This window comes from Sphingomonas oligoaromativorans (assembly GCF_011762195.1).
In the GTDB taxonomy this organism is placed as follows: Bacteria; Pseudomonadota; Alphaproteobacteria; order Sphingomonadales; family Sphingomonadaceae; genus Solisphingomonas; species Solisphingomonas oligoaromativorans.
Genome location: NZ_JAASQK010000013.1, coordinates 22,495 through 42,525 on the forward strand (window position 1 = coordinate 22,495; position 20,031 = coordinate 42,525).

Annotated in this window: 20 protein-coding genes and 1 pseudogene; 3 read left to right on the forward strand and 18 right to left on the reverse strand. The window is 66.4% G+C overall.

Annotated elements, in window-relative coordinates:
- From FHS98_RS17600 to FHS98_RS17680, 17 genes and pseudogenes are all read right to left on the reverse strand, one after another.
- Window positions 1-3,156: an efflux RND transporter permease subunit gene (locus FHS98_RS17600; protein WP_167108354.1), complete on the reverse strand. Its 3,156-nt coding sequence runs from the start codon at window positions 3,154-3,156 to the stop codon at window positions 1-3.
- Window positions 3,153-4,661: an efflux RND transporter periplasmic adaptor subunit gene (locus FHS98_RS17605; protein ID WP_167108357.1), complete on the reverse strand. Its 1,509-nt coding sequence runs from the start codon at window positions 4,659-4,661 to the stop codon at window positions 3,153-3,155. The genes FHS98_RS17600 and FHS98_RS17605 overlap by 4 nt, the downstream gene beginning before the upstream one ends.
- Window positions 4,658-5,887 carry a TolC family protein gene (locus tag FHS98_RS17610; RefSeq protein ID WP_167108360.1) on the reverse strand — a complete coding sequence of 410 codons (1,230 nt, stop codon included), beginning with the start codon at window positions 5,885-5,887 and terminating at the stop codon, window positions 4,658-4,660. The genes FHS98_RS17605 and FHS98_RS17610 overlap by 4 nt, the downstream gene beginning before the upstream one ends.
- A 118-nt stretch (window positions 5,888-6,005) precedes the next feature.
- Entirely contained in the window at window positions 6,006-6,257 is a 252-nt protein-coding gene (locus tag FHS98_RS17615) for a hypothetical protein (protein ID WP_167108363.1), read from the reverse strand.
- Between the two features lie 93 nt (window positions 6,258-6,350).
- Window positions 6,351-6,710, reverse strand: coding sequence for a hypothetical protein (locus FHS98_RS17620; protein ID WP_167108366.1), 360 nt, complete (start codon window positions 6,708-6,710; stop codon window positions 6,351-6,353).
- A 152-nt stretch (window positions 6,711-6,862) separates the two neighbouring features.
- Window positions 6,863-7,606 (reverse strand): arsenical resistance protein ArsH, encoded by a 744-nt coding sequence (arsH, locus tag FHS98_RS17625; protein ID WP_167108382.1) that lies wholly within the window; start codon window positions 7,604-7,606, stop codon window positions 6,863-6,865.
- The gene (locus FHS98_RS17630; RefSeq protein WP_167108385.1) at window positions 7,603-8,271 is read right to left on the reverse strand and encodes an aquaporin; all 669 of its coding nucleotides are present in this window, start codon (window positions 8,269-8,271) and stop codon (window positions 7,603-7,605) included. Before FHS98_RS17630 ends, arsH begins: the two co-directional genes overlap by 4 nt.
- Window positions 8,268-8,699 carry an arsenate reductase (glutaredoxin) gene (arsC, locus tag FHS98_RS17635; RefSeq protein ID WP_167108388.1) on the reverse strand — a complete coding sequence of 144 codons (432 nt, stop codon included), beginning with the start codon at window positions 8,697-8,699 and terminating at the stop codon, window positions 8,268-8,270. The genes FHS98_RS17630 and arsC overlap by 4 nt, the downstream gene beginning before the upstream one ends.
- A 10-nt stretch (window positions 8,700-8,709) precedes the next feature.
- Window positions 8,710-9,039: an ArsR/SmtB family transcription factor gene (locus FHS98_RS17640; protein ID WP_167108391.1), complete on the reverse strand. Its 330-nt coding sequence runs from the start codon at window positions 9,037-9,039 to the stop codon at window positions 8,710-8,712.
- Between the two features lie 327 nt (window positions 9,040-9,366).
- Complete coding sequence (locus FHS98_RS17645) at window positions 9,367-9,585, reverse strand: helix-turn-helix transcriptional regulator (RefSeq protein WP_167108394.1); 219 nt, start codon at window positions 9,583-9,585, stop codon at window positions 9,367-9,369.
- Window positions 9,582-9,800: a DUF2274 domain-containing protein gene (locus tag FHS98_RS17650; protein WP_167108397.1), complete on the reverse strand. Its 219-nt coding sequence runs from the start codon at window positions 9,798-9,800 to the stop codon at window positions 9,582-9,584. The genes FHS98_RS17645 and FHS98_RS17650 overlap by 4 nt, the downstream gene beginning before the upstream one ends.
- 1 nt (window position 9,801) lies before the next feature.
- A complete protein-coding gene (locus FHS98_RS17655; protein ID WP_167108400.1) occupies window positions 9,802-10,998 on the reverse strand; it encodes a TrbI/VirB10 family protein in 1,197 nt (398 codons plus the stop codon).
- Complete coding sequence (gene trbG / locus FHS98_RS17660) at window positions 10,995-11,939, reverse strand: P-type conjugative transfer protein TrbG (RefSeq protein WP_167108403.1); 945 nt, start codon at window positions 11,937-11,939, stop codon at window positions 10,995-10,997. Before trbG ends, FHS98_RS17655 begins: the two co-directional genes overlap by 4 nt.
- Window positions 11,936-12,754 carry a conjugal transfer protein TrbF gene (gene trbF / locus FHS98_RS17665; RefSeq protein WP_167108406.1) on the reverse strand — a complete coding sequence of 273 codons (819 nt, stop codon included), beginning with the start codon at window positions 12,752-12,754 and terminating at the stop codon, window positions 11,936-11,938. The genes trbG and trbF overlap by 4 nt, the downstream gene beginning before the upstream one ends.
- Window positions 12,754-14,067 (reverse strand): P-type conjugative transfer protein TrbL, encoded by a 1,314-nt coding sequence (gene trbL / locus FHS98_RS17670; RefSeq protein WP_167108409.1) that lies wholly within the window; start codon window positions 14,065-14,067, stop codon window positions 12,754-12,756. Before trbL ends, trbF begins: the two co-directional genes overlap by 1 nt.
- A 117-nt stretch (window positions 14,068-14,184) precedes the next feature.
- Complete coding sequence (trbJ, locus tag FHS98_RS17675) at window positions 14,185-14,937, reverse strand: P-type conjugative transfer protein TrbJ (protein ID WP_167108413.1); 753 nt, start codon at window positions 14,935-14,937, stop codon at window positions 14,185-14,187.
- Window positions 14,934-16,626: pseudogene (locus FHS98_RS17680) on the reverse strand (TraG/VirB4 family ATPase); the annotation flags it as partial. The gene trbJ and the pseudogene FHS98_RS17680, both read right to left, overlap by 4 nt.
- Before the next feature lie 346 nt (window positions 16,627-16,972).
- Between FHS98_RS17680 and FHS98_RS17685 the strand changes: the two are divergent.
- A complete protein-coding gene (locus FHS98_RS17685) occupies window positions 16,973-17,899 on the forward strand; it encodes an XdhC family protein (RefSeq protein WP_167108416.1) in 927 nt (308 codons plus the stop codon).
- Between the two features lie 35 nt (window positions 17,900-17,934).
- On the opposite strand, the gene FHS98_RS17690 is transcribed toward FHS98_RS17685, so the two are convergent.
- Window positions 17,935-18,267 carry a hypothetical protein gene (locus tag FHS98_RS17690; RefSeq protein ID WP_167108419.1) on the reverse strand — a complete coding sequence of 111 codons (333 nt, stop codon included), beginning with the start codon at window positions 18,265-18,267 and terminating at the stop codon, window positions 17,935-17,937.
- A gap of 140 nt (window positions 18,268-18,407) precedes the next feature.
- Here FHS98_RS17690 and FHS98_RS17695 point away from each other — a divergent pair, with 140 nt between their 5' ends.
- Together FHS98_RS17695 and FHS98_RS17700 are read left to right on the forward strand one after the other, a co-directional pair.
- A complete protein-coding gene (locus FHS98_RS17695; RefSeq protein ID WP_167108422.1) occupies window positions 18,408-19,304 on the forward strand; it encodes a helix-turn-helix domain-containing protein in 897 nt (298 codons plus the stop codon).
- A 241-nt stretch (window positions 19,305-19,545) separates the two neighbouring features.
- Complete coding sequence (locus FHS98_RS17700) at window positions 19,546-19,878, forward strand: response regulator (protein WP_167108425.1); 333 nt, start codon at window positions 19,546-19,548, stop codon at window positions 19,876-19,878.
- Window positions 19,879-20,031 lie beyond the last annotated feature (153 nt).

The window sequence follows — 20,031 nt, forward strand, 5'->3', positions numbered from 1 at the left end:
TCAGGCTCCTTGGTTGAGAGAGGGTTGAGAGACAGCGCGCCCCGCTCGGCGGCGGCGCAGCAGGAGGTAGGCGGCAGGCAGGACGAACATCGACAGCAGAGGCGCGGTGAGCATGCCGCCGATCATCGGTGCGGCGATCCGGCTCATCACTTCCGAGCCCGCGCCATGGCCCAACAGGATGGGCAGCAGGCCCGCTAGGATCACGGCAACCGTCATCGCCTTGGGCCGGACACGCAGCAGCGCGCCCTCCCGCACCGCCTGCTCCACGTCATCGGCTGAGGGATCGGCACCGCGCTCCGCTAATGCGTTGCGCAGGTAGAGCAACATCACCACGCCGAACTCGGCGGAGACACCGGCAAGCGCGATGAAGCCCACGCCCGTCGCCACCGACTGGGCGTAACCCAGCCACCAGAGCGTCCAGATGCCGCCGGTCAGCGCGAAGGGAAGCGTGCCCATGATAAGTGCCGCCTCGTCGAACCGCCGGAAGATGAGGAACAGCAACAGGAAGATGATCGCCAGCGTCGCCGGCACAACGATCTTGAGCCGCTCGATCGCGCGCTGGAGATATTCGAACTGCCCCGAATAGGCGATGCTGACGCCTAGCGAGAGCTTCACTTTGGCCTCAACCGCCTTCTGGAGATCGGCCACCACCGAGGTGAGGTCGCGATCACGGACGTCGATATAGACCCAGGTCGAGGGCCTCGCATTCTCGGTCTTGAGCATCGGCGGACCGTCGACGATCGAGACGCTCGCGACGCTGCCGAGCGTAATCTGCTGGCCCGACGGCGTTAGGATCGGCAGTTGGCGGAGACCGTCGAGACTGTCGCGCAGCTCGCGGGGGTAGCGCACGCTGATCGGATAGCGGGCGAGCCCTTCGACCGTCTGGCCGATCTCCTCTCCGCCGACTGCGCTCGACACGATGGCCTGCACGTCAGCGATGTTGAGGCCGTAGCGCGCGGCCGCCGCGCGGTCGATGTCGACGTCGGCATAGCGTCCGCCGGTCAGCCGTTCGGCGAGCGCCGAACTGACACCGGGCACGCCCTTCGCCACGGTCTCGACCTGCTGGGCGATGCGGTCGATCTCGGCGAGGTCGGCGCCCGAGACTTTCACGCCGATCGGGCTCTTGATGCCGGTCGCCAGCATGTCGATGCGGTTGCGGATCGGCGGCACCCAGACGTTCGCGAGGCCGGGCACCTTTACCGTCCGGTCCAACTCGTCGATCAGTTTCGCCGGCGTCATGCCGGGGCGCCACTGGTCGCGCGGCTTGAACTGGATGGTCGTCTCGAACATCTCGAGCGGCGCCGGATCGGTCGCCGTCTCAGCACGGCCGGCCTTGCCGAACACGCTCTCCACCTCGGGGACGGTGCGGATGAGGCGGTCGGTCTGCTGGAGCAGTTCGGACGCCTTGGCGACAGAAAGGCCGGGCAGCGCCGAGGGCATGTAAAGCAGATCGCCCTCGTCCATGCTCGGCAGGAACTCGCCGCCGAGCCGGGACAGCGGGAAGAGAGTGGAGGCGAACACCAGCCCCGCAATGATGAGGACGGTCTTCGGCCGCCGCATCGTCCAGTCGAGCGCCGGGCGGTAGATCCGGGTGAGGAAGCGATTGACCGGATTGGCCTGCGCGGCCGGGATATGCCCCCGGATCAGCCAGCCCATCAGCACCGGCACCAGCGTCACCGACAGGATCGCCGCCGACGCCATGGCATAGGTTTTGGTGAAGGCGAGCGGCGCGAACAGCCGCCCTTCCTGCGCCTCCAGCGTGAACACCGGCACGAAGGAGAGTGTGATGATGAGCAGGCTGAAGAACAGCGCTGGCCCCACCTCGGCGGCCGCCTCGGTCACGACCTTCCAGCGGGTGTCGCTGGTCAGGGGTTCGCCCGGGTGGTCGGCATGCCAGTGCTCGAGATGCTTGTGGGCATTCTCGATCATGACCACCGCCGCGTCGACCATCGCCCCGATGGCGATGGCGAGGCCGCCCAGCGACATGATGTTCGCGTTGACCCCTTGCACATGCATCACGAGCAGCGCGGCAAGCACGCCGAGTGGTAGGGTCAGGATCGCGACCAGCGCCGAGCGGATGTGCCAGAGGAACAGCGCGCAGACGATCGCGACGACGAGGAACTCCTCGATCAGCTTGTGGCTGAGATTATCGACCGCGCGATCGATGAGCTGCGAACGGTCATAGGTGGTGACGATCTCGACGCCGGGCGGCAGGCTCTTCTTCAGCTCGGCGAGCTTGTCCTTCACGGCCGCGATCACCTCGCGGGCATTCTTGCCCTGCCGCAGGATGACGACCCCGCCGGCCACCTCGCCATTGCCGTTCAACTCGGCCACGCCCTGACGGATCTCTGGTCCGATCTGGATGGTGGCGACATTGCCGAGCGTAACGGGCACGCCACCCGCTGTGGTGCGCAGCGGGATGGCGCGGAAATCGTCGAGCGTCTTCAGATAGCCCGAGGCGCGGACGATATAGTCCGCCTCGGCCAGCTCGAGGACTGATCCGCCGGCCTCCTGATTGGCCTGCTGGATGGACTGCACGGCCTGTTGCTGCGTGATGCCATAGGCGGCGAGCTTCACCGGATCGAGCAGCACCTGATACTGCTTCACCATGCCGCCGATGCTGGCGACCTCGGCGATGCCGGGGATGGTCTTCAGCTCATAGCGGAGGAACCAGTCCTGGATCGAACGAAGCTGGGAGAGGTCGTGCCGGCCGGTCTTGTCGACCAGCGCATATTCATAGACCCAGCCCACCCCGGTCGCATCCGGCCCCAGCGCGCTCTTGGAACCCGCTGGCAGGCGGCCCTGCACTTGGTTCAGATATTCAAGCACGCGCGAGCGCGCCCAATAGAGGTCGGTGCCGTCCTCGAAGATCACATAGACGTAGCTGTCACCGAAGAAGCTGTAGCCGCGGACGGTCTTGGCGCCCGGCACCGAGAGCATGGTGGTCGTGAGCGGATAGGTGACCTGGTTCTCGACGATCTGAGGGGCCTGACCCGGCCAGCTCGTGCGGATGATGACCTGCGTGTCGGAGAGGTCAGGGAGCGCGTCGACGGCCGTCGAGCGAAGAGCGAGAAGCCCGGCCGCGAGCAGCGCCAGCGCGCCGAGGACGACGAACAGCCGGTTGGCGACCGACCAGCGTATGACTTGCGCGATCATTGGCCGGCCACCTTGGTCATGCGGCGGACGGTCGGCCCCGCGGGCGGCTGGTCGAAAGCGAAACGCACCTGGTCTCCGGCCTTGATCCCGCGCGCGAGCGCCGGGCCGGAGAGGTGGAAGCTCATCGTCATCGCCGGCCAGCCGATCGCCGGGACCGGCTGATGGCTGATCGTCACCGACTGGGCGTCGATCTGCTCGATCCGGCCGACGGTCTCGGCGAGTGTCGTCGGCTTCGTCGATGGTGGCTGCGTGCTGGTTGCCATGCCGCCGATCGGGCGGGCGGCGATGCCGGACAGGTTCGCCTCGGAATCGAGCAGGAACTGCCCGGAGGCGACGACCTTTTCGCCGTCCGACAGTCCGGCGAGAATCTCCGTTTTGCCCCCGGCTTCGGCACCCGGCTGGACCTCGGCGGGCCGGAACCGGCCGCCGTCCTCGGCGACCATCACCAGCGTGCGCGTGCCGGTGCGGATCAGCGCCTCGCTCGGCACCAGCAGCGCCTCACGGTTGCCTTCGCCGAGCGTTACGCTCGCGAACATGCCTGGCCGGAGCTTGCCGCCGTGATTGGGGAGTTCGACGCGGACGGTGAGCGTGTGGCTTGCGACGTCGGCCTGCGGAAGGACCGCGGTCACGCGTCCAGTGAAGCTCTCGCCGGGGTAGCCGGCGAAGCTGGCCTTGGCGGTCGCGCCGATCCTGAGCCGGGCCGCATCCGCCTCCGGGACGGCGGCGTTGAGCCAGACGGTGCTGAGTCCGTTCACCTCGGCGAGCGTCTGTCCCTGCGCCAGCGTCATGCCGGCGCGCACGCCGAGCGTCTTGATGACGCCGCCGACGGGCGTGGTGATCGTCGTCACGTTGTGCGCCCGTCCGCTGCGCTCGACGGAGGCGATCATGCCGGGCGACATGCCGAGCAGCGCCAGCCGTTGCCGCGCCGCCTGAACCAGCGCCGCGTTGCCGGTGCTTCGGACCGCGAGATATTCGGCCTGCGCGCCGCCCCATTCGGGCACGAGGACGTCGGCGATCGGCGCGCCCGCCGGCACGACGTCGTTGAGTGCTCGGTCGTAGACGCGTTGGACGAAGCCGCCGCTGCGCGCCTGGACGACCGCGACGTCGCGCTGGTTGAAATCGAGGCTTCCGGTCGCGGTGATCCCGGATGGCAAGCTGCCGTACTCGACGGCGACGATCCGGGCGCCCAGCCGCTGGATCTGACCGGCATCGACCGATACGGCCGGCGCCGTTGCGGATCCCGAAGAAGGCTCGTCCGCATATTTGGGCTGCAGTTGCATGTCCATGAACGGCGACTTGCCCGGCTTGTCGAAATGCTGGGTCGGGGTCATCGGGTCATACCAGTAGAGCGGCTTGCCCTTGTCGCCTGCGGGAGCCTCAGAGGTGGGGGCGTGGGAATGCTCGGCCGTTCGCCCCACGCCGAAGCCGATGGCTCCGCTGGCGACGATGGCAAGAATGGCGGCACGGCCGGCTGGCGTCCGGGGAAGGAGGTCAGAGGCTTTCATCGGTCGTCGCTCCGATAGGTAAGGGTCAGCCGGGCGCCGTCGGCGGCGACCAGGGCTTCGCGGTCGAGGGTGGTGAGGCGGGCGTCGGCCAGCGCGGAGTAGGCGTCGGCCATGTCGGTCAACGAGGCGCGGCCAGCGGCGTAGCTGGCTGTCTCCAGCTTCACGCGCTGCTCGGCGAGCGGCTGGAGGGTGTCGCGGGCGCGCATCCACTGTTCGTGGTGCATGGCGTGATCCGCCAGATCGGCCTCGAGATCAGCGGCCAGTGCACGGCGGGCCGCCTGTCGTTCGGCCGCGATCTGTCCGGCCTTGGCCTCTGCCGCACCGATCTCGGCGTTCTGGCGACCGCGGGTGAAGAAGGGCAGGCTGACGGTGACGCCGGCCGAGACATAGTCGCCGAAGCGCGGGTCTCGACGCTGATAGGCGAGGTTCACCCCGAAGTCCGATCGGCGGCCAGCGTCGGCGACATGGACGTCGGCGTCGGCCTGTCGCTGCTGGGCGTCGATCAGACGGATCGAAGGATGTCCGTCGAGCCCGGCGCGGAGGGTTGCAGGTTCGACGGCGAGATCGGGGACCGGGCCCGCGATCTCCGGTTCGGGATCACCCGTCCAGCGGGTGAGCGTCGCCTTGGCGCGCGCCATCTGGGACACCAGTTCGGCACGCTTGTCGCGCAAGGTTGCGACGGCCAAGTCGCCCGACAGCGTCTGCGCCGGACGGCTGGCGCCCGAGGCGACGCCCTTGGGCGTGGTCTTCACGACCTGATCGAGGCCGTGCAGGACGTCGTCGAGGACGGCGAGCCTGCGTTCCGTATAGGCGAGGTTGATCCACGCCAGCGCGGCGTCGACCTCGACGGTGCGTGCCTCGACGGAGCTGCCCGCGGTGGCGGTGCCGATGTCGGCATCGGCGCGCGCCTGTTCGGCATGGCGTTTGGCGAGGTTGGGGATGTCCTGGGACACGCCCACCTTCACCCAGGTGAAGTCGTCGCGGCCGGGCTCAAAGGCCAGCGGACCCGAGATCGGAAAGCTGTCGATGCCGGCATCCAGCTTGGGGTCGGGTAGCGCGCCGGCGGCCCCGCGCGCCGAACGCGCGGCGTCGACACCGAGCGCCTTGGCCTTCAGCGACGGGGCGTAGATCTGGGCCTGACGGAGCGCCGCGTCGAAGGTCAACGGGTCCGCATGGGCGATGGCGGGGAGCGCCGCGAGCAGCGGCGCGAGCAAGCAAGCTCTCATGGATGCCTCCCTGATCGGATGAGGCTAGGCCGGGCTTGCGGTGATGACGCGAGGATGCTGGTGGGGGCCAAGGCCTCCACCAGCACGACGGTTCCGCCGAAGCTCAGCCTAGACCGGATCAGCCCGCTTTGCTGGGTGTCTTGCGGTCGGCCGGAGCCTTGTCCTGCATCATCGAGCAGTTCGCCGGCATCGCCATGGCGGTCACCCAGACCCGCTGGGGCGCCTGGAGCTGGGTGTGCGGGCCGTATTGGCGCGCGGCCTGCCATTCATAGTGGCCGCCCGGCTGGTCAGAGGTCTGCGCGAGGGCAGCGGTCGCACCGCCGACGAGCGAAAGGGTGGCCAGCATGGCCGTCTTGAACATGGTCTTCATCGTGAATCGTCCTGATCTGTATGGGAATGAGACCAAGCCGAGGGCACGCGGCGGCATATCCGCGACGCGCGAGCGGCGAGGTCGTGATTCAGATCAGGCGATGGGGGGACGAACGACCGGCGGCAGCGACTCGCCGACCAGAAGCGGCTGGATCGCCGCGTCATGGATCGACGACGGCTCGTATTGGGTGAGCGTCGGCGTGGCGTCCACCGCCGGAACAGCGGTCAGGCCCGAGCAGGCCATCATGAAGTTCACGCAGTCGTTGGGGGTGCAGCCCTTGTGCTTGGCCGCCCCGGCCTTGGACGAACCGTCCTGCTGCATCATCTTCATGCAGTCGGCCATGCTCATCGACATGTGCGCGGCCTGCGTGGGGCTCGCGGCATAGGCCACGCGCTGCGACGCCGCGCCGAACAGCGCGATCAGAAGCAGCAGCGAAACCATATGGCGGAGCATGCCCATAAAATGCGGTCGGACCTCATGGAGCGTCAAGTTAACAACAGATACGAATGCGTCTGCTGTCCGGTTACAGGCAGTTTTATACAATTCGGCGTCGCGCCTGCATCGTGCTCCGCGAACCCGATAGGCGACGCGAAACTGGAGCGATTTCACTTAGTCGCGATGGCCGCGGCTGAGTGATCCTCGGCAACCGTTTTGATTCTCGCGGCCTTCCGTTCGGAATAACGATCGACCAGCTGGGCGGCGTGCGGGCGCATGAGAACCGTGACGCGGACCAACTCCTCCATCACGTCGACGATGCGGTCGTAGTAACCGGACGGCCTCATCCGCCCGACCTCGTCGAACTCCTTATAGGCCATGGCGACAGAGGACTGGTTGGGGATGGTGAACATCCGCATCCAGCGGCCGAGCAGGCGGAGCGTGTTGACGGCGTTGAAGGACTGGGAACCGCCAGAAACCTGCATGACGGCGAGCGTCCGCCCTTGGGTCGGCCGCATGCCCTTCATCTCGAGCGGCAGATGGTCGATCTGGGCCTTCATGGTGCCGGTGATAGCGCCGTGCCGCTCGGGGCTGCACCAGACCTGTCCCTCTGACCACATCGAGAGCGCGCGCAGCTCGTGCACGGCCGGATGGTCGTCGCCATGCACCTGGTCGGGCAGCGGCAGGTCGGACGGATCAAAGATGCGGGTCTCGGCACCAAACAGGCGCAGCAGCCTGGCGGCTTCCTCGACAGCGAGGCGCGAGAAGGAACGCTCCCGGAGCGATCCGTAGAGCAGCAGGATGCGGGGCGGTGGCTGGTCGTCGCCGAGGCCGAGCGCCGGCCGGTCAATGACGAAGGCCGGATCGAGCGCGGGCAGATGGTCGGGATCGGTCAGGACGCGGACGCGGCTCATGCGGGTTCCTTGGGCATGTCGGGGAAGACGGCGTCGCTGGCGAGGTGGGCGGCGATCGCGCCGGTGATCTGGGCCGCTACGAACCCTGGGACCGATGCTGGCGCGATGCCGGCGAAGCTGTCGCTGAGCGACCGCGCGACGGTGATCGCCGGGTTGGCGAAGCTGGTGGACGAGGTGAACCAGTAGGCAGCGGTGATGTAGAGCGCGACGCTGGCTGGAACGTGCCCCGGGCGCAGCTTCGCCGTGCCTAGGATCGTCACCAGCAGGCCGAAGGTCGCGACCATCTCTCCCGTCCACTGGCCGGGGCCGCCGCGGACCTTGGCCGACAGCTGGAGGATCGGCACGCCGAACATCAGATGGGCGATCCAAACGCCGAGCACGCCGCCCGCGAGCTGGGCGGCGCCGTAGGCGAACGCGGTATCCGTCCCGATCCGGCCGCGCAGGCGCATGACGAGCGTGACAGCGGGGTTGAGATGGGCGCCGGAGACTGGCCCTAGCATCGTCACGAGGACGAAGAGGATCGCCCCCGTAGCGAGCGTGTTGCCGAGGAGCGCGACGGCGACGTTCCCGCCAGCGAGCCGCTCGGCCATGATGCCAGAGCCGATCACGGTGGCGAACAGCAGCCCGCTACCCAGCGCCTCGGCGAGGACCGCCTGCCGGTTCACGCTGGGGTGACGCGCCGGCCGTCGGCGTCGACGACCTGCTCGCCGTCCTCCTTGGCGAAGGCGCCCTTCTGGGCGTCGGGGAGGATGTCGAGGACGGCCTCGGACGGGCGGCACAGCCTGACGCCGAGCGGCGTCACGACGAGCGGCCGGTTGATGAGGACCGGATGCTCTATCATCGCGTCGAGGAGAGCGTCGTTCGTGAGTGAGGCGTCGTCGAGGCCGAGCTCGGCGTAGGGCGTGCCCTTCTGGCGGAGCAGGTCGCGGGGCGCCATGCCGGCGCGGCCGATCATTTCGACGAGCAGCGCGCGCGACGGCGGGCTCTTCAGATATTCGACGACATGAGGTTCGACGCCGGAGTTGCGGATCAGCGCCAGCGTGTTGCGCGACGTCCCGCAGGCGGGATTATGGTAAATGACGATGTCGGTCACGGGGTGTCCTTCAGCAGCAGGCGAGATCGGCGAGCAGCGGCTCGCAGAGTTCGGGGCGGCCCTGGCAGCAGTCCTTGGCGAGGAAGAGCATCAGGGCACGGAGCGTGTCGATGTCGGCGCGCTGGATCTGCTGGCGCCCCCTCTTCTCGGCGCGCACCAGGCCGGCCTTGGCGAGCACGGCGAGGTGCGTGGAGAAGGTGCTCTGGGTCAGGCCGCTGGCCTCGACGAGTGCCCCGGTCGCTAGTCCTTCGGGCGCGTGCCGAACGAGTAGCCGGAAAGCGTCAAGGCGGGTGGGGTGTGCGAGGGCGGCAAGCGCTGTCAGAGCTGACTCGGTGTCCATGCATCGTAAATAACCGATGCAATTTGTTTGGTCAATATGCATCGGTAAATGCCGATGTTAAGCAAGGGGTGGCTGCCGAGAGTGTTGGCCATCTTGCAATCGCGCCATCATGCAGACCACTTCAGAAGTCACGAAAGCGTCTAGTTGTGAACCGGTCACGCTACATCACCTGCCTGGCCGTTCGGCGAACGACGACTCCTTCCGAAAGCGGTCGTTCGAACCGACTGGCGCAAATGTCTGAGATTGGTCGGCAGCTGACGAAGGTGACAGCACGAGGCAATCCCCGAGGCTTATCGGCGGCGCGCTGGGACGGAGGGCTGATATCCTTCAAACCTTTCGCCTTTTGCCCTCAAAGCCATCCTTCACGTCATCGATCCACGCGACGATCTCGCGATCGCTCCATCGTGCGGCAAAGGGCGAGAGCTTGTAAGGTGCTGGGAACTTCCCCGCCTGAATCAGCCGATAGATCATCGTCTTGCCTAACCCGACGCGGCGCTTGACCTCTTCAAGCTTCAGGAAACGTTCGGGCTGGTCCGGCGAGGTCATTTGCCGTTTCCGCGCGCCCGGCCAAATGCGCGGTCGCTTTCGAGGAAGGCGGCGAGCATCGCCGGGATCAGTTCGCTGACCGGCTCTTCGCGGCCATAGGTCTGGGCATACAGTGCTGCATATTCCACCAGCGACTGATGCAGGTCGGGCATCACCGAGATGCTGAGCTTGACCGGATTGCGGTCAGGGAGTTGCGCGAGCTTCAGATCGGCCATCTCAGCCCTCCTGTCCCGCTGGCGCGAAGACCAGATCCTTGTGCACGACCAACCGGACGGGCGCGCCGGGAGGGATGGTGATCGTCGGCTGGATGCCGAGATTGGCTCTTGTGATCTGGTCGCCGGCCCGCGCGACATGATCCTGCGTCGACATCCGGATCGCCTGCACAAGGTCGCTCTGACCGGAGAACGCCAGATCGGAGCCCACACCGAGCAGCGTCGACAGGACTACGCCCTTCAGAAGCTGCCAGCTGTGGAAGTCGACCTTGCCGGCGAGGCCGGCATAGCCCGAGGGGTCGGTCGCCGGCACATTGTCGATGCGCAGCGAACGCCCGTCCGGCATGATGATGCGCTGCCAGACGATCAGGGCCCGCTTCTGGCCGAAGGCAATGACGCTGTCATAGCTGCCCACCAGCCGGGTGCCCTGCGGTATGAGCAGCAATCGGCCGGTGGCGCTGTCGTAGATGTTCTCGGTCACCTGTGCGGTGACGAGGCCCGGCAGGTCCGACCGCAGGCCCGTGATCAGACTGGCCGAGATCACGCTGCCCGCCGACAATGTGTAGGGCGAGGCCAGCGCGGTGAGCATGTGGGGGTTCACGTCGCCCTTCGGATCCAGCGCTGCCACGAAGGCGGCCTTTCGACCTTGGGCATTGAGATCGTTTGTCGGATCGAGCGCGACCTTGCCAGGAGCACTCGCCGGCGTCGCGGCCGGTGCGGTGATGGCCGCATCGGCTGTCTGCTGGAATGGATGAGTTTGCACCAGCACGCCCGACTCGCGGGCGGCCTTCCATTCGGCAATCCGGCGTTCGCGCTCTGCCTCCTCCGCCTGCTGGAGTTGCGGGTCGCCGGTATCCGCTGCTGTCACCAATTGCTGCTGCCGTTCGAGGATCGGCTTGCCCAGATCGCCCGGGAGCGGCGGACCCAGGCGCGGCACGTCTCCGTAGGTGGCCGGCGCGGCGGCCAGCCCGTCGCTCGTTGGCCGGACGTCTGGCTGCGACAGCTCCTGCTGGTTTTCGCCGCGATGGAACAGGCGCGGCTTCAACGCCATCCATGTGACGGCGATAAGACTGACCGACAGGCAAGCGGCGATGGCGATGATCGCGCCGCGCTTGAGCCGGACCGCGCGGGGTGGGCGGGCGCGTATCTCCAGCGTCTCGGGGTCGAGCTTGGCATCTTGCGGCGGTGCGGTCTCTGTCACGACGCCCTCCGCCGTGTATCGGACTGACCGGTGCGGCTGATCCGCACGATCTGCTGGTGCTTCAGGCCCAGCCGCAGTTCGGCCGTCTCGAACAGCCGGTCGACGACATAATAGCGGCCCTGCACGCGGTAGTTGACGAGCTGGGCGATCCCCTTGGCATCGACAAGGAACAAGGGGGGTGCCTCGCCGGTGCCGAGAGTGGCCGGGAATTCGATGAAGGTCTGGCGGCCATCATCGAACGCACGCAGGGGCCGCCACGCCGGCTGATCTCCGGAGATGACATAGTCGAAATGGAGCTGGTCGACCGACAGGCCGGTCGCGACCGGCTGCGCTGCTGTGGCCCGCTCCTCCGCCGCCCTCAGCGCAATGAGCCGGTCCTGCGGATAGGTCCAGGACAAGGCCACCATCGCGGAACGCTCGGTGCTCGAGAGCGCGAGATGGCAGGTCCGCCTGTCTGTCGTGATGATGATGTTGGTGGCCAACCCTGCGGAGAATGGCTTCACCAGTACATGCGTCCGCCTGGCCTCGCCGCTGCCGCTCGTCGTGTCGCCGATCACCCAGCGGACGGTGTCGCCGGCGGCGACCGCGCCCAGCACTTCACCCGGCTGCAGCGCGATGTCGGTCACCTGTCCGGGCGCGGTGAGCACGTGGAAGACCGCGCCGTCGCTGAACGGATAGACCTGGATCGCGTCGATATAGCCGGCCGCGATGGGCTCGAGGGTCGCCGCACGGTTGGCGGCGCGGACGCGCAATTCCGCCGGAGACGGCGGCACGGGCCGGGGTAGTTCCGCCCGCGGCTTCGGCGGCGGGACCGGCTGGGTGGCGACCGGGGTGGCCGCCGCCGCTCGGGGCACGGCCGGCGGCGACGGGGGGAGGGGGGCGGTCTGTGCCGCTGCGATGCTGGCGCTGGTGAGCAGGCCTATGACCAGAAAAGAGTTCATGGGCGGGTCTCCGCTGGGGGCTGCTGGGGCTGGGCGAGTTTCGGATCGAGCGGTTTGTCCGATGGAGGCGGCGGAGTTGGGGACATGGTCGGCCTCGTGGAGGAAGAGGACGCTCCGGCCGCGGTCTCCCCGGGTTCCAGCTCGCGGCTCCAGTCGATGGCATCGACATAGAGTCCAAGCGGATTGCGGCGCAGGGCGTCGGCGCTCGCGGGGGGCTTGAGCACTACGGTCAGGATACCGGTCCAATGCGTGGCCCCGGCTTGGGTGCCATGCTCGTAACGGGTCTCGATCCACTTCACCTGGAAGGATCGATCGGAGGCGCGCACGACGCTCGTGACCTGCACCGATACCGTTTGCTCGCCGACATGGCCGAACGGATCGGCCGAGCGGGCATAATCGCCGAGAAAGACCGCGCCGCGCCTGGTGGTGAAGTCGTAGGCCGACAGCCAGTCCCGCCGCATGAGCACCGGATCGAGCGAGACCGACCGTACGCTGGTGATGAAGCGGCCGAGGAACCAGGCGATCTGTGGATCGGTCGGATGATAGCCCGCCTCGGCTGCCGTCACGGCGCTGGGTTCGCCGAGCCTGTCGACCTCGACGACATAGGGCACGACGCGGCTTTGAAGGGACTGCCAGAGTAGCCCGCCCGACAACGCGGTGGTAAGTCCCAGGCAGCCGAACGCCATCAGCCGCCAGTTGCGGGCCTGGACCCGTGCAGAGCCGATCCGCTCGTCCCAGAGTTGCCCGGCCCGCTGGAAGGGTGTCTCGGGAACGGGTGTCTTGCCGTAACGCTGAACGGCACGCTTGAAGAGCATCAGTCGTCCCTTTCCTTGATATCGGGGGTCGCACCCGCGCCGCCGCGGTCGCCCTGGCCGATGGCGTGGATGGCTGTCTGGCGATGGTGTCGGGCCGAGGCCTGGTCTTTCATTGCCCGCGCCCAGCCGGGCATGCTGCGGGGATCATCGCCGCAGCTCGAACCGCTGGTGGCCCCGGCGTCAGTTCGGCCGACCATGGCGTTGAACGCGCCTTGCCGTCCGGCCTCGGCCGCCTCGCCAAGGCCAAGGGCGGCGGACATGCGCGATCGGGCGGCACCGGATGTAGCGGTGGCGATGCCCTTCATCCCCGCACCGACGGATGCCGAGCCGCTCGCTTCCTGACCGAGCTTGTATGCCGTGCCGGCGGCCGACCCCATGCTGGTGCCGGCGCGGACCGCGCCGAGACCGGCTGCGGCAAGGCCGCGCGCGGCGCCGACGGCGCCGGCAGCGCCCAGGACGATGATGCCGCCGGCACCCAGCGCCGTACCGAAGGCCGCACCGGCGCCGAGCTGCGGCGCACCGGAGACGAGACCGGAGGCCATGCCGGGCCCGAAGATGCCGAGACCGAACAAAGCAAGGCTCGCCAGCACGAGGCTGAGCGCTTGGCCCACGTCGGGCTCCTGTCCCTGCAGGGTCGTGGTGAACTGCGAGAAAAAGTTGGAGCCGATGCCGACGATGACCGCCAGCACCATGACCTTGATGCCGGAGCTCACCACATGACCCAGCACGCGCTCGGCGAGGAAGCTCGTCCGGTTCCACAGCGCGAAGGGCACGAGGATGAAACCGGCCAGCGAGCTCAATTTGAACTCGATAATCGTCACGAACATCTGCACGGCGAGAATGAAGAAGGCGAGGATGACGATCAGCCACGCGATGAGCAGCACCGCGATCGTGAGAAAATTGTCGAAGAAGCCGGTGAAGCCCATCATCTGCGACGCCTGCTCGAGCAGCGGCCAGGCGGCGGAGAAGCCGGTCCCAGCGAGGCGGCCGGGCCTGAGCAGATCGGCTGCGGCCATGCCGCCGCCGCCAGCGGTGAGACCGGCCTGCGCGAACGAGCGGAAGACGATGTCGGCCAGCGTCGGGAAGCTGTTCAGGATGAACGCGAACGCGCCGATATAGAAGATCTTGCGGATCAATCGGGCGAGGACATTGTCCTCGCCGCCCAAGGCCCAGAACAGGCCGGCCAGCGTGATGTCGAGCGCGATGAGCGTGCGGCTGAGGAAGCCGACGTCGCCGCCGAGCAGACCGAACCCACTGTCGATGTAGGTGAGGAAGGCCTGCAGGAACATGTCGATGACATTGAGGTCGTTCACGGTGGCTGCTGACCTGGCGAGAGGAAGGGATGCCGCGGGGCGTGCCTGGGGAGGCTGCGACGCCCCGCGGCGACATCGGCGGAGGGGCGAGGCCCGCCGATGCCCGACCGGCTGCGCCTACCGGGGCGTGTAGGCGTTGCCGGAGCCGAGGAATTTCCGGGTCGCGCCCTCTGCATCCGATTGGGCCTGGGTGCGATTGGCTCGTGCGATCGCATCGGCGCGATACTGGGCCGCCATCAGCGTCTGGAGCTGGAACTGCTGCTTGGCGACGAGCGCGAGCAACTGGTTGGTGGCCTGGGCGACCTGAAGCGCACCCTCGGCGCCTTGGCTGCGCTGGACGATGCCGTCGAGCGTGCTCGCGTCGGCGGCGACATTCTCCACCACCTGCGCCTGCACGGTCATGCTGTGCTTGTAGGCGTCCATCGAGGCATCGAGACGGGTACGCGCGTCGACGACGTGCTGGTCGTTGGTGAGCGCCTGGTTGAAGCTGGTCGGGAACAGCGCCCGGAATTGCTGGTCGAGCCCGGCGACGCGGAACTGGATCGTCTGCGCCTGGCCCATCAGCTGGTCGATCTGCTGGATCGTCCGGGTGGTCGCCTGCAATTCGGGGAACGTGATCGTCGTCAGGTTCCTGGCCTGGTTGGTCAGGCTCTGTGCCTGGTTTTGCAGCATCCGGATCTGGTTGTTGATCTGCTGGAGCGTGCGCGCGGCCATCAGGATGTTCTGGCTGTAATTGCTGGGATCGAAGACGGTGAACTGCGCCCGCGCCGGCGTGGTGGTCGAGATGACCCCCATCAGGAGCGATCCACCGGCACCGATCAGCAGCGCACCGGCCGTCAGGGCTTTCCTCAAGGACCGTTTCTTCGTCATGCGGCTTCTCCTCGGGGGCTGGAGGGTCGGGGAGCGGGAAAGTGGCCAAGCAGATCGGCGGCCCAGCCAAGGTCGGCGTCGCGCAGGAAGCGGTCGGCAAAGGCCTCGGCGCCATGTTCGGCGAGGATGGTATCGATCCGGCGCTGGCTGGCGGGATCGGAGGCCCCGCAGAGTGCGAGCGCGATCGGCCTGAGCCCGAGCTCGAAGAGGCGGTTTCCGCGCGCGGATTGCAGATAATAATGGCGCTTGGGCGTAGCCCGGCTGATCAGCTCGATCTGGCGGTCGTTGAGACCGAACCGGGCATAGGCCTCGCGGCTCTGCGGCTCGATCGCACGATCATTGGGAAGCAGAATGCGCGGCGGGCAGCTTTCGATGATCGCGGGCGCGATGCTGCTGCCCACGATATCCGCCAGGCTTTGGGTCGCGAACAGGACCGCCACGTTTTTCTTGCGCAGGGTCTTCAGCCATTCGCGGATGCGCGCGGCGAAGAGCGGGTGATCGAGGAAGATCCAGGCCTCGTCGAGGATCAGCAATGTCGGCCGGCCGTCGAAGCGCTCCTCGAGCCTGTGGAACAGGTAGGTCAGGACGGGCGCGACGACGCCCGATGCCCCAAGCAGCGCCTCGGTCTCGAAGCACTGGACATCGGCGAAGGTGAGGCCGCTTGTCGACGCGTCGAGCAGCCGGCCGTGCGGACCGTCCAGCGTATAGGGCTGGATGGCGGTGCGCAGCGCATTGGACTGGAGCAGAAGCGCCAGGCCGGTCATCGTGCGTTCCTGCGGTGGTGCCGATGCCAGGCTGCCGAGCGCTGACCAGACCGCATCCTTGACTTGCGGATCGACGGTCACGCGCTCGGCGTCGAGAAGCGCCGCGATCCATGTCGAGGCCCAGCTTCGCTCCGTGGGATCATCGATCCGCAGCAGGGGCTGAAACGCCAGGGCGTCTCCGTCCGAAGCACCGAGCGCGTGGTGCGTGCCGCCCATCGCCAGCACGGCGGCGCGGGCTGAAAATCCCCTTGTCGAAGATGATGACCTGCGCTTGGGCGTAGCGGCGGAACTGCAGCGCGATCAGGGCCAGCAGCACGGACTTGCCGGCCCCGGTCGGCCCCACGACCATCATGTGACCGACGTCGCCGACATGGGTGGACAGGCGAAAGGGCGTCGACCCGGCCGTCTGCGCCACCAGCAGCGGCGGGCATTCCGTCCGCGTGATTCCGGCGAGATGATCGTTGCCGGCGGGCCCCGCCCAGACCGCCGACAGCGGCATGAGGTGGGCGAGATTGAGCGTGTGGACGATCGGCTGCCGGACATTGGCGTAGACATGGCCGGGGATCGACGACAGCCAGGCTTCGACGGCATTGACGCCCTCGCGAACGCGGGTGAAGCCGAGGGAGCCGACGATCCGCTCGACCTGCCGGATCTTGGTTTCGACGGCCTCGCGATCTTCGTCGCTGACGGTGATGGTCGTGGTCAGATAGCCGAAGGCGACATGGTCGCCGCCGAGCGCCTGGAGCGCGAGGTCGGCGTCCGCCACCTTGTTGTCGGCGTCGCTGTCGAGAAGCTGCGCCGGCTGATTGTACAGCACCTCGCGCAGCAGCGCCGTGATCGACTTGCGCTTGTTGAACCATTGGCGGCGGAGTTTGGTCAGCAGTCTGGTCGCATCGGTCTTGTCGAGCGCGATGAAGCGTGTAATATTTATTGAGGCTGATGTGCATGAATGGCGAGGTAGTAGCTATTATATCCGACGAAACTCATAGATTTTTTTGTATTATAGGTGGATTTTATATTTATTTCTGGAATTTGTTTGGTAAAAATTGGCATTGAGTATTTAAGATTTTGCCTTTCGGTCCTGTTGGATTGCCTCTACGGGATCGGAAGCGCAACGCCTTGAGCCGCTTTCTAGCTTCCATGCTGACGCTGGCGAAGGGACGGGGCTGCGGCTTGGAGCCATGCCCTCGGATGGTTTCGATGCCTCAATAGCCGATACCTTCCATCGTATGGGTCGATGTGCCCGACGGGCGGAGTAGACATTCCCTCCGATGCACGATCACGATACGATCCTCATGGCCTTCCATGCCTGGCGTGGTTCGCCGATGGCCCTCGCCACAGTGATCTCGACATGGGGATCGGCGCCGCGGCCGCGCGGGAGCCATATGCTCGTCCATGCCGATGGGCGTTTCGAGGGATCGGTATCGGGCGGGTGCGTCGAGGGCGACGTGCTGGCGCTGGCCGGGGAGGTGATCGCTTCGGGGCGCAGCGAGCGTCGCGAATACGGCATATCGACGGCCTCCGCCTGGGAGGTGGGATTGCCCTGCGGCGGCGGTATCGAGGTTCTTGTCCAGCCGGTGTCCGTAACGGGGTTCGCGCCGTACCTGTTCGACTTGATCCGCCTCGGCCGCGATGACGGCCAGAATGTCCGGATCGAAACCGACCTGGCGACAGGACGGAGTGCGACGTCCCTTGGCAAGTCCGCATGGCTGTTCGTCAACGACTACGCGCCGAAGCGCCGGCTTTTCATCGTGGGAGCGGTGCAGATCGCGCAGAGCTTGTCCACCATTGCCGGCACTTTGGGCCTGCGACCGGTCGTCATCGATCCGCGCGCGCGCTTCCTGACGGCGGAACGGTTTCCGGGCGCGGTGCTCGACGATCGCTGGCCGGACGAAGCGATCTCGGCATGGCGCCCCGATACGGCGAGCGCGGTCGTCACGCTGAGCCACGATCCCAAGATCGACGATCCTGGGCTGGTGGCGGCGCTCGGCTGGCCGACCGGCTACGTGGCGGCCCTGGGTTCGCGTCGAAGCCATGCGGCTCGGCTTGATCGTCTGGTGGCCGCCGGTATCGGCGCGTCGGATCTCGCCCGCATCGAGGGGCCGGCCGGCATTGGCATCGGCGCGATCGGAGCAGCCGAAATTGCGCTGTCGATAGCCGCTGGAATGGTCTCGGCACTGGGCCGACATCGCGAATGAGGGACGCGTGTCGCGACTTGCATCGACGGTGGCACCTAACCCACGACGAGCTTCATGGGCCGTCGGCGGGACAGGCTCGCCGATTGGGGCGTGAGTTGGTCCCGCACGAGACCCTGAAGTTCGTGCAGTGCCCCGGCGGCCGCGTAGCTCACGGACATGATGTTGCCGAGCAGGGTTTTCACGGCATCCCGGTCGATTTCCGGGCGATCGATCAACTGATCGATCAGCGAGGAATGCAGAATCGTGGCGCACACCTTCTGCTGGGCGTGATGCGTGATTGCGAAGAACCGATCGACGCCGCTCGACGTTGTGAGATCGAAGTCGAACTCAAACTCGGTAGTGCCGGTAGCCAAGCCAGTCTGGGCCATAATCGCCTCCATCAGTCGAGGCCGACCGTAGCGTTGCGGCGGGAGGCGCGATTGCAAAGAACGGCCATCACGTGCGCCGGACGGACGCGAAGTCGCATTCGCAGTCGGTTGACTGACATTGCCTGTCGGGGCGGCCGACCATGAGCCGGGGCGCTGACGGATTTTCGGGAAAGGCACCCTCGGCCACGGGCCCCAGCTATTTTCGGCAGGTCAGCGCCCGGGTGACCCCGGAGAACCGGCAACTGGCGCCATCCGTCCGTTTCGAAACCAACCGCCTCCATTCGGACGCGCCCGTCGCCTGGCGATTTCGCCAGCCGGAGGCCTCGCTCTTCTGGTGGGAAACCGGCTTCACTCGCTACGACCTTGACGTCGACGGCGGGAAAACGCAGGCCGACACGGCTTCGCGCCGGCCCTTCGGGCTGATTCCACCCGGAGCCGAGATCCGCGGCGAACATCACATCAAGCCCGATTGCACCTATCATATCCTCTTCATCGACCCCGCGTTTCTCGAACTGCGCGGCAAGTCGCTGCTGGGGGAGCCGCTGATCGGGTTTTCGGACACCGCCCTCGAGCGCAGCATCCGCGAACTGTCGCAATGGCGCGACGACGCGACTTTTTCACTGATGGCCGAAGGTTGGGCGCTCCAGGCCGTCGCTCGCATTCGCGCACGATTGGATGCGGAGCCCTCCAATGCCTATGCCAGCGGCGGCCTGACACCGGCGGCGTTCCGCCGCGTGCAGGATTATGTCTGCGCTCGCCTCCACGAATCCATCGGCCTGATCGAACTCGCCACGCTCGCCGGGCTGAGCGTGCGCCAGTTCAGCCGCGCATTTCGAGCAACCACCGGGCGATCGCCCGCCCGGTTCGTCCATGATCGCCGGCTCGAACTCGCCAAGACGATGTTGCTAAGGAGCGACGTCAAGCTGACCGAGATCGCGTTCGCCTGCGGTTTCAGCCACGCACAGCATTTCTCGAACAGTTTTCACCGCGCGATCGGAATGACTCCCAGCGCTTTTCGTCGTCGCGCCTTGCTATGAGGTCGGATGGTGATCGGTTCGACGCTGGGCATCGGTCCATCGAAGGCAAACATTTCGATCGCCGGAATGATGGAAGATTATGAGTTCTCATCATCCAATGCACGAATTGGCTGCTTCGGGAACGACTACCTTGGTAGGCTTGCGACGCACCCCGCAGCCGGGCAATGCTCGTCCGACCGGTGGAGAATTCCAACTCGTGTCAGAGAGTGTATCTGTCCGATCGACTCCCACGATCGCCGTCGTGGACGACGACGAAGACGTGCGTATTGCATTGGCTGAACTCATTCGTAGCCTGGGTTACGAAGCGACCCTGTTCGAGACGGCCGACGCATTTCTAGCCACATTCGCGATCGACGAGGCTGATTGTATAATCAGCGATGTCCATATGCCCGGTACGAACGGCCTCAGACTTGCCAAGCAGATTCATAAGACCGGCAAGCCGATGATCCTGATCACCGCATTCCCGTCGCCCGAACTGGAAAGGCAGGCGATGGACGCCGGCGTTCTGGCCTTTCTTCGCAAGCCGTTCGATCCCATGCTGCTGATTAACAGGCTCAACGAGCTTCTAGGCTGAAGATGTTATTCGATCGGATCAATATCCAGGCGCAATACGACATCGTACTATGGTCGAACTAGGTTGCGTTGACAAAGTGCGGCAACCACCTGCGGATGGCAGCGAGATTGAGGAAGCTGGCGAAGGACAGGGCGGTCTTGTCGTAGCGGGTGG

What these genes read in the sequence shown, in the direction of transcription:
- FHS98_RS17600 (WP_167108354.1), bottom strand. Translation starts at nt 3,156, where the DNA reads ATGATCGCGCAAGTCATACGCTGGTCGGTCGCCAACCGGCTGTTCGTC.
- FHS98_RS17605 (WP_167108357.1), bottom strand. Translation starts at nt 4,661, where the DNA reads ATGAAAGCCTCTGACCTCCTTCCCCGGACGCCAGCCGGCCGTGCCGCC.
- FHS98_RS17610 (WP_167108360.1), bottom strand. Translation starts at nt 5,887, where the DNA reads ATGAGAGCTTGCTTGCTCGCGCCGCTGCTCGCGGCGCTCCCCGCCATC.
- FHS98_RS17615 (WP_167108363.1), bottom strand. Translation starts at nt 6,257, where the DNA reads ATGAAGACCATGTTCAAGACGGCCATGCTGGCCACCCTTTCGCTCGTC.
- FHS98_RS17620 (WP_167108366.1), bottom strand. Translation starts at nt 6,710, where the DNA reads ATGCTCCGCCATATGGTTTCGCTGCTGCTTCTGATCGCGCTGTTCGGC.
- arsH (WP_167108382.1), bottom strand. Translation starts at nt 7,606, where the DNA reads ATGAGCCGCGTCCGCGTCCTGACCGATCCCGACCATCTGCCCGCGCTC.
- FHS98_RS17640 (WP_167108391.1), bottom strand. Translation starts at nt 9,039, where the DNA reads ATGGACACCGAGTCAGCTCTGACAGCGCTTGCCGCCCTCGCACACCCC.
- FHS98_RS17645 (WP_167108394.1), bottom strand. Translation starts at nt 9,585, where the DNA reads ATGACCTCGCCGGACCAGCCCGAACGTTTCCTGAAGCTTGAAGAGGTC.
- FHS98_RS17650 (WP_167108397.1), bottom strand. Translation starts at nt 9,800, where the DNA reads ATGGCCGATCTGAAGCTCGCGCAACTCCCTGACCGCAATCCGGTCAAG.
- trbG (WP_167108403.1), bottom strand. Translation starts at nt 11,939, where the DNA reads ATGAACTCTTTTCTGGTCATAGGCCTGCTCACCAGCGCCAGCATCGCA.
- trbF (WP_167108406.1), bottom strand. Translation starts at nt 12,754, where the DNA reads ATGCTCTTCAAGCGTGCCGTTCAGCGTTACGGCAAGACACCCGTTCCC.
- trbJ (WP_167108413.1), bottom strand. Translation starts at nt 14,937, where the DNA reads ATGACGAAGAAACGGTCCTTGAGGAAAGCCCTGACGGCCGGTGCGCTG.
- FHS98_RS17685 (WP_167108416.1), top strand. Translation starts at nt 16,973, where the DNA reads ATGCACGATCACGATACGATCCTCATGGCCTTCCATGCCTGGCGTGGT.
- FHS98_RS17690 (WP_167108419.1), bottom strand. Translation starts at nt 18,267, where the DNA reads ATGGCCCAGACTGGCTTGGCTACCGGCACTACCGAGTTTGAGTTCGAC.
- FHS98_RS17695 (WP_167108422.1), top strand. Translation starts at nt 18,408, where the DNA reads ATGAGCCGGGGCGCTGACGGATTTTCGGGAAAGGCACCCTCGGCCACG.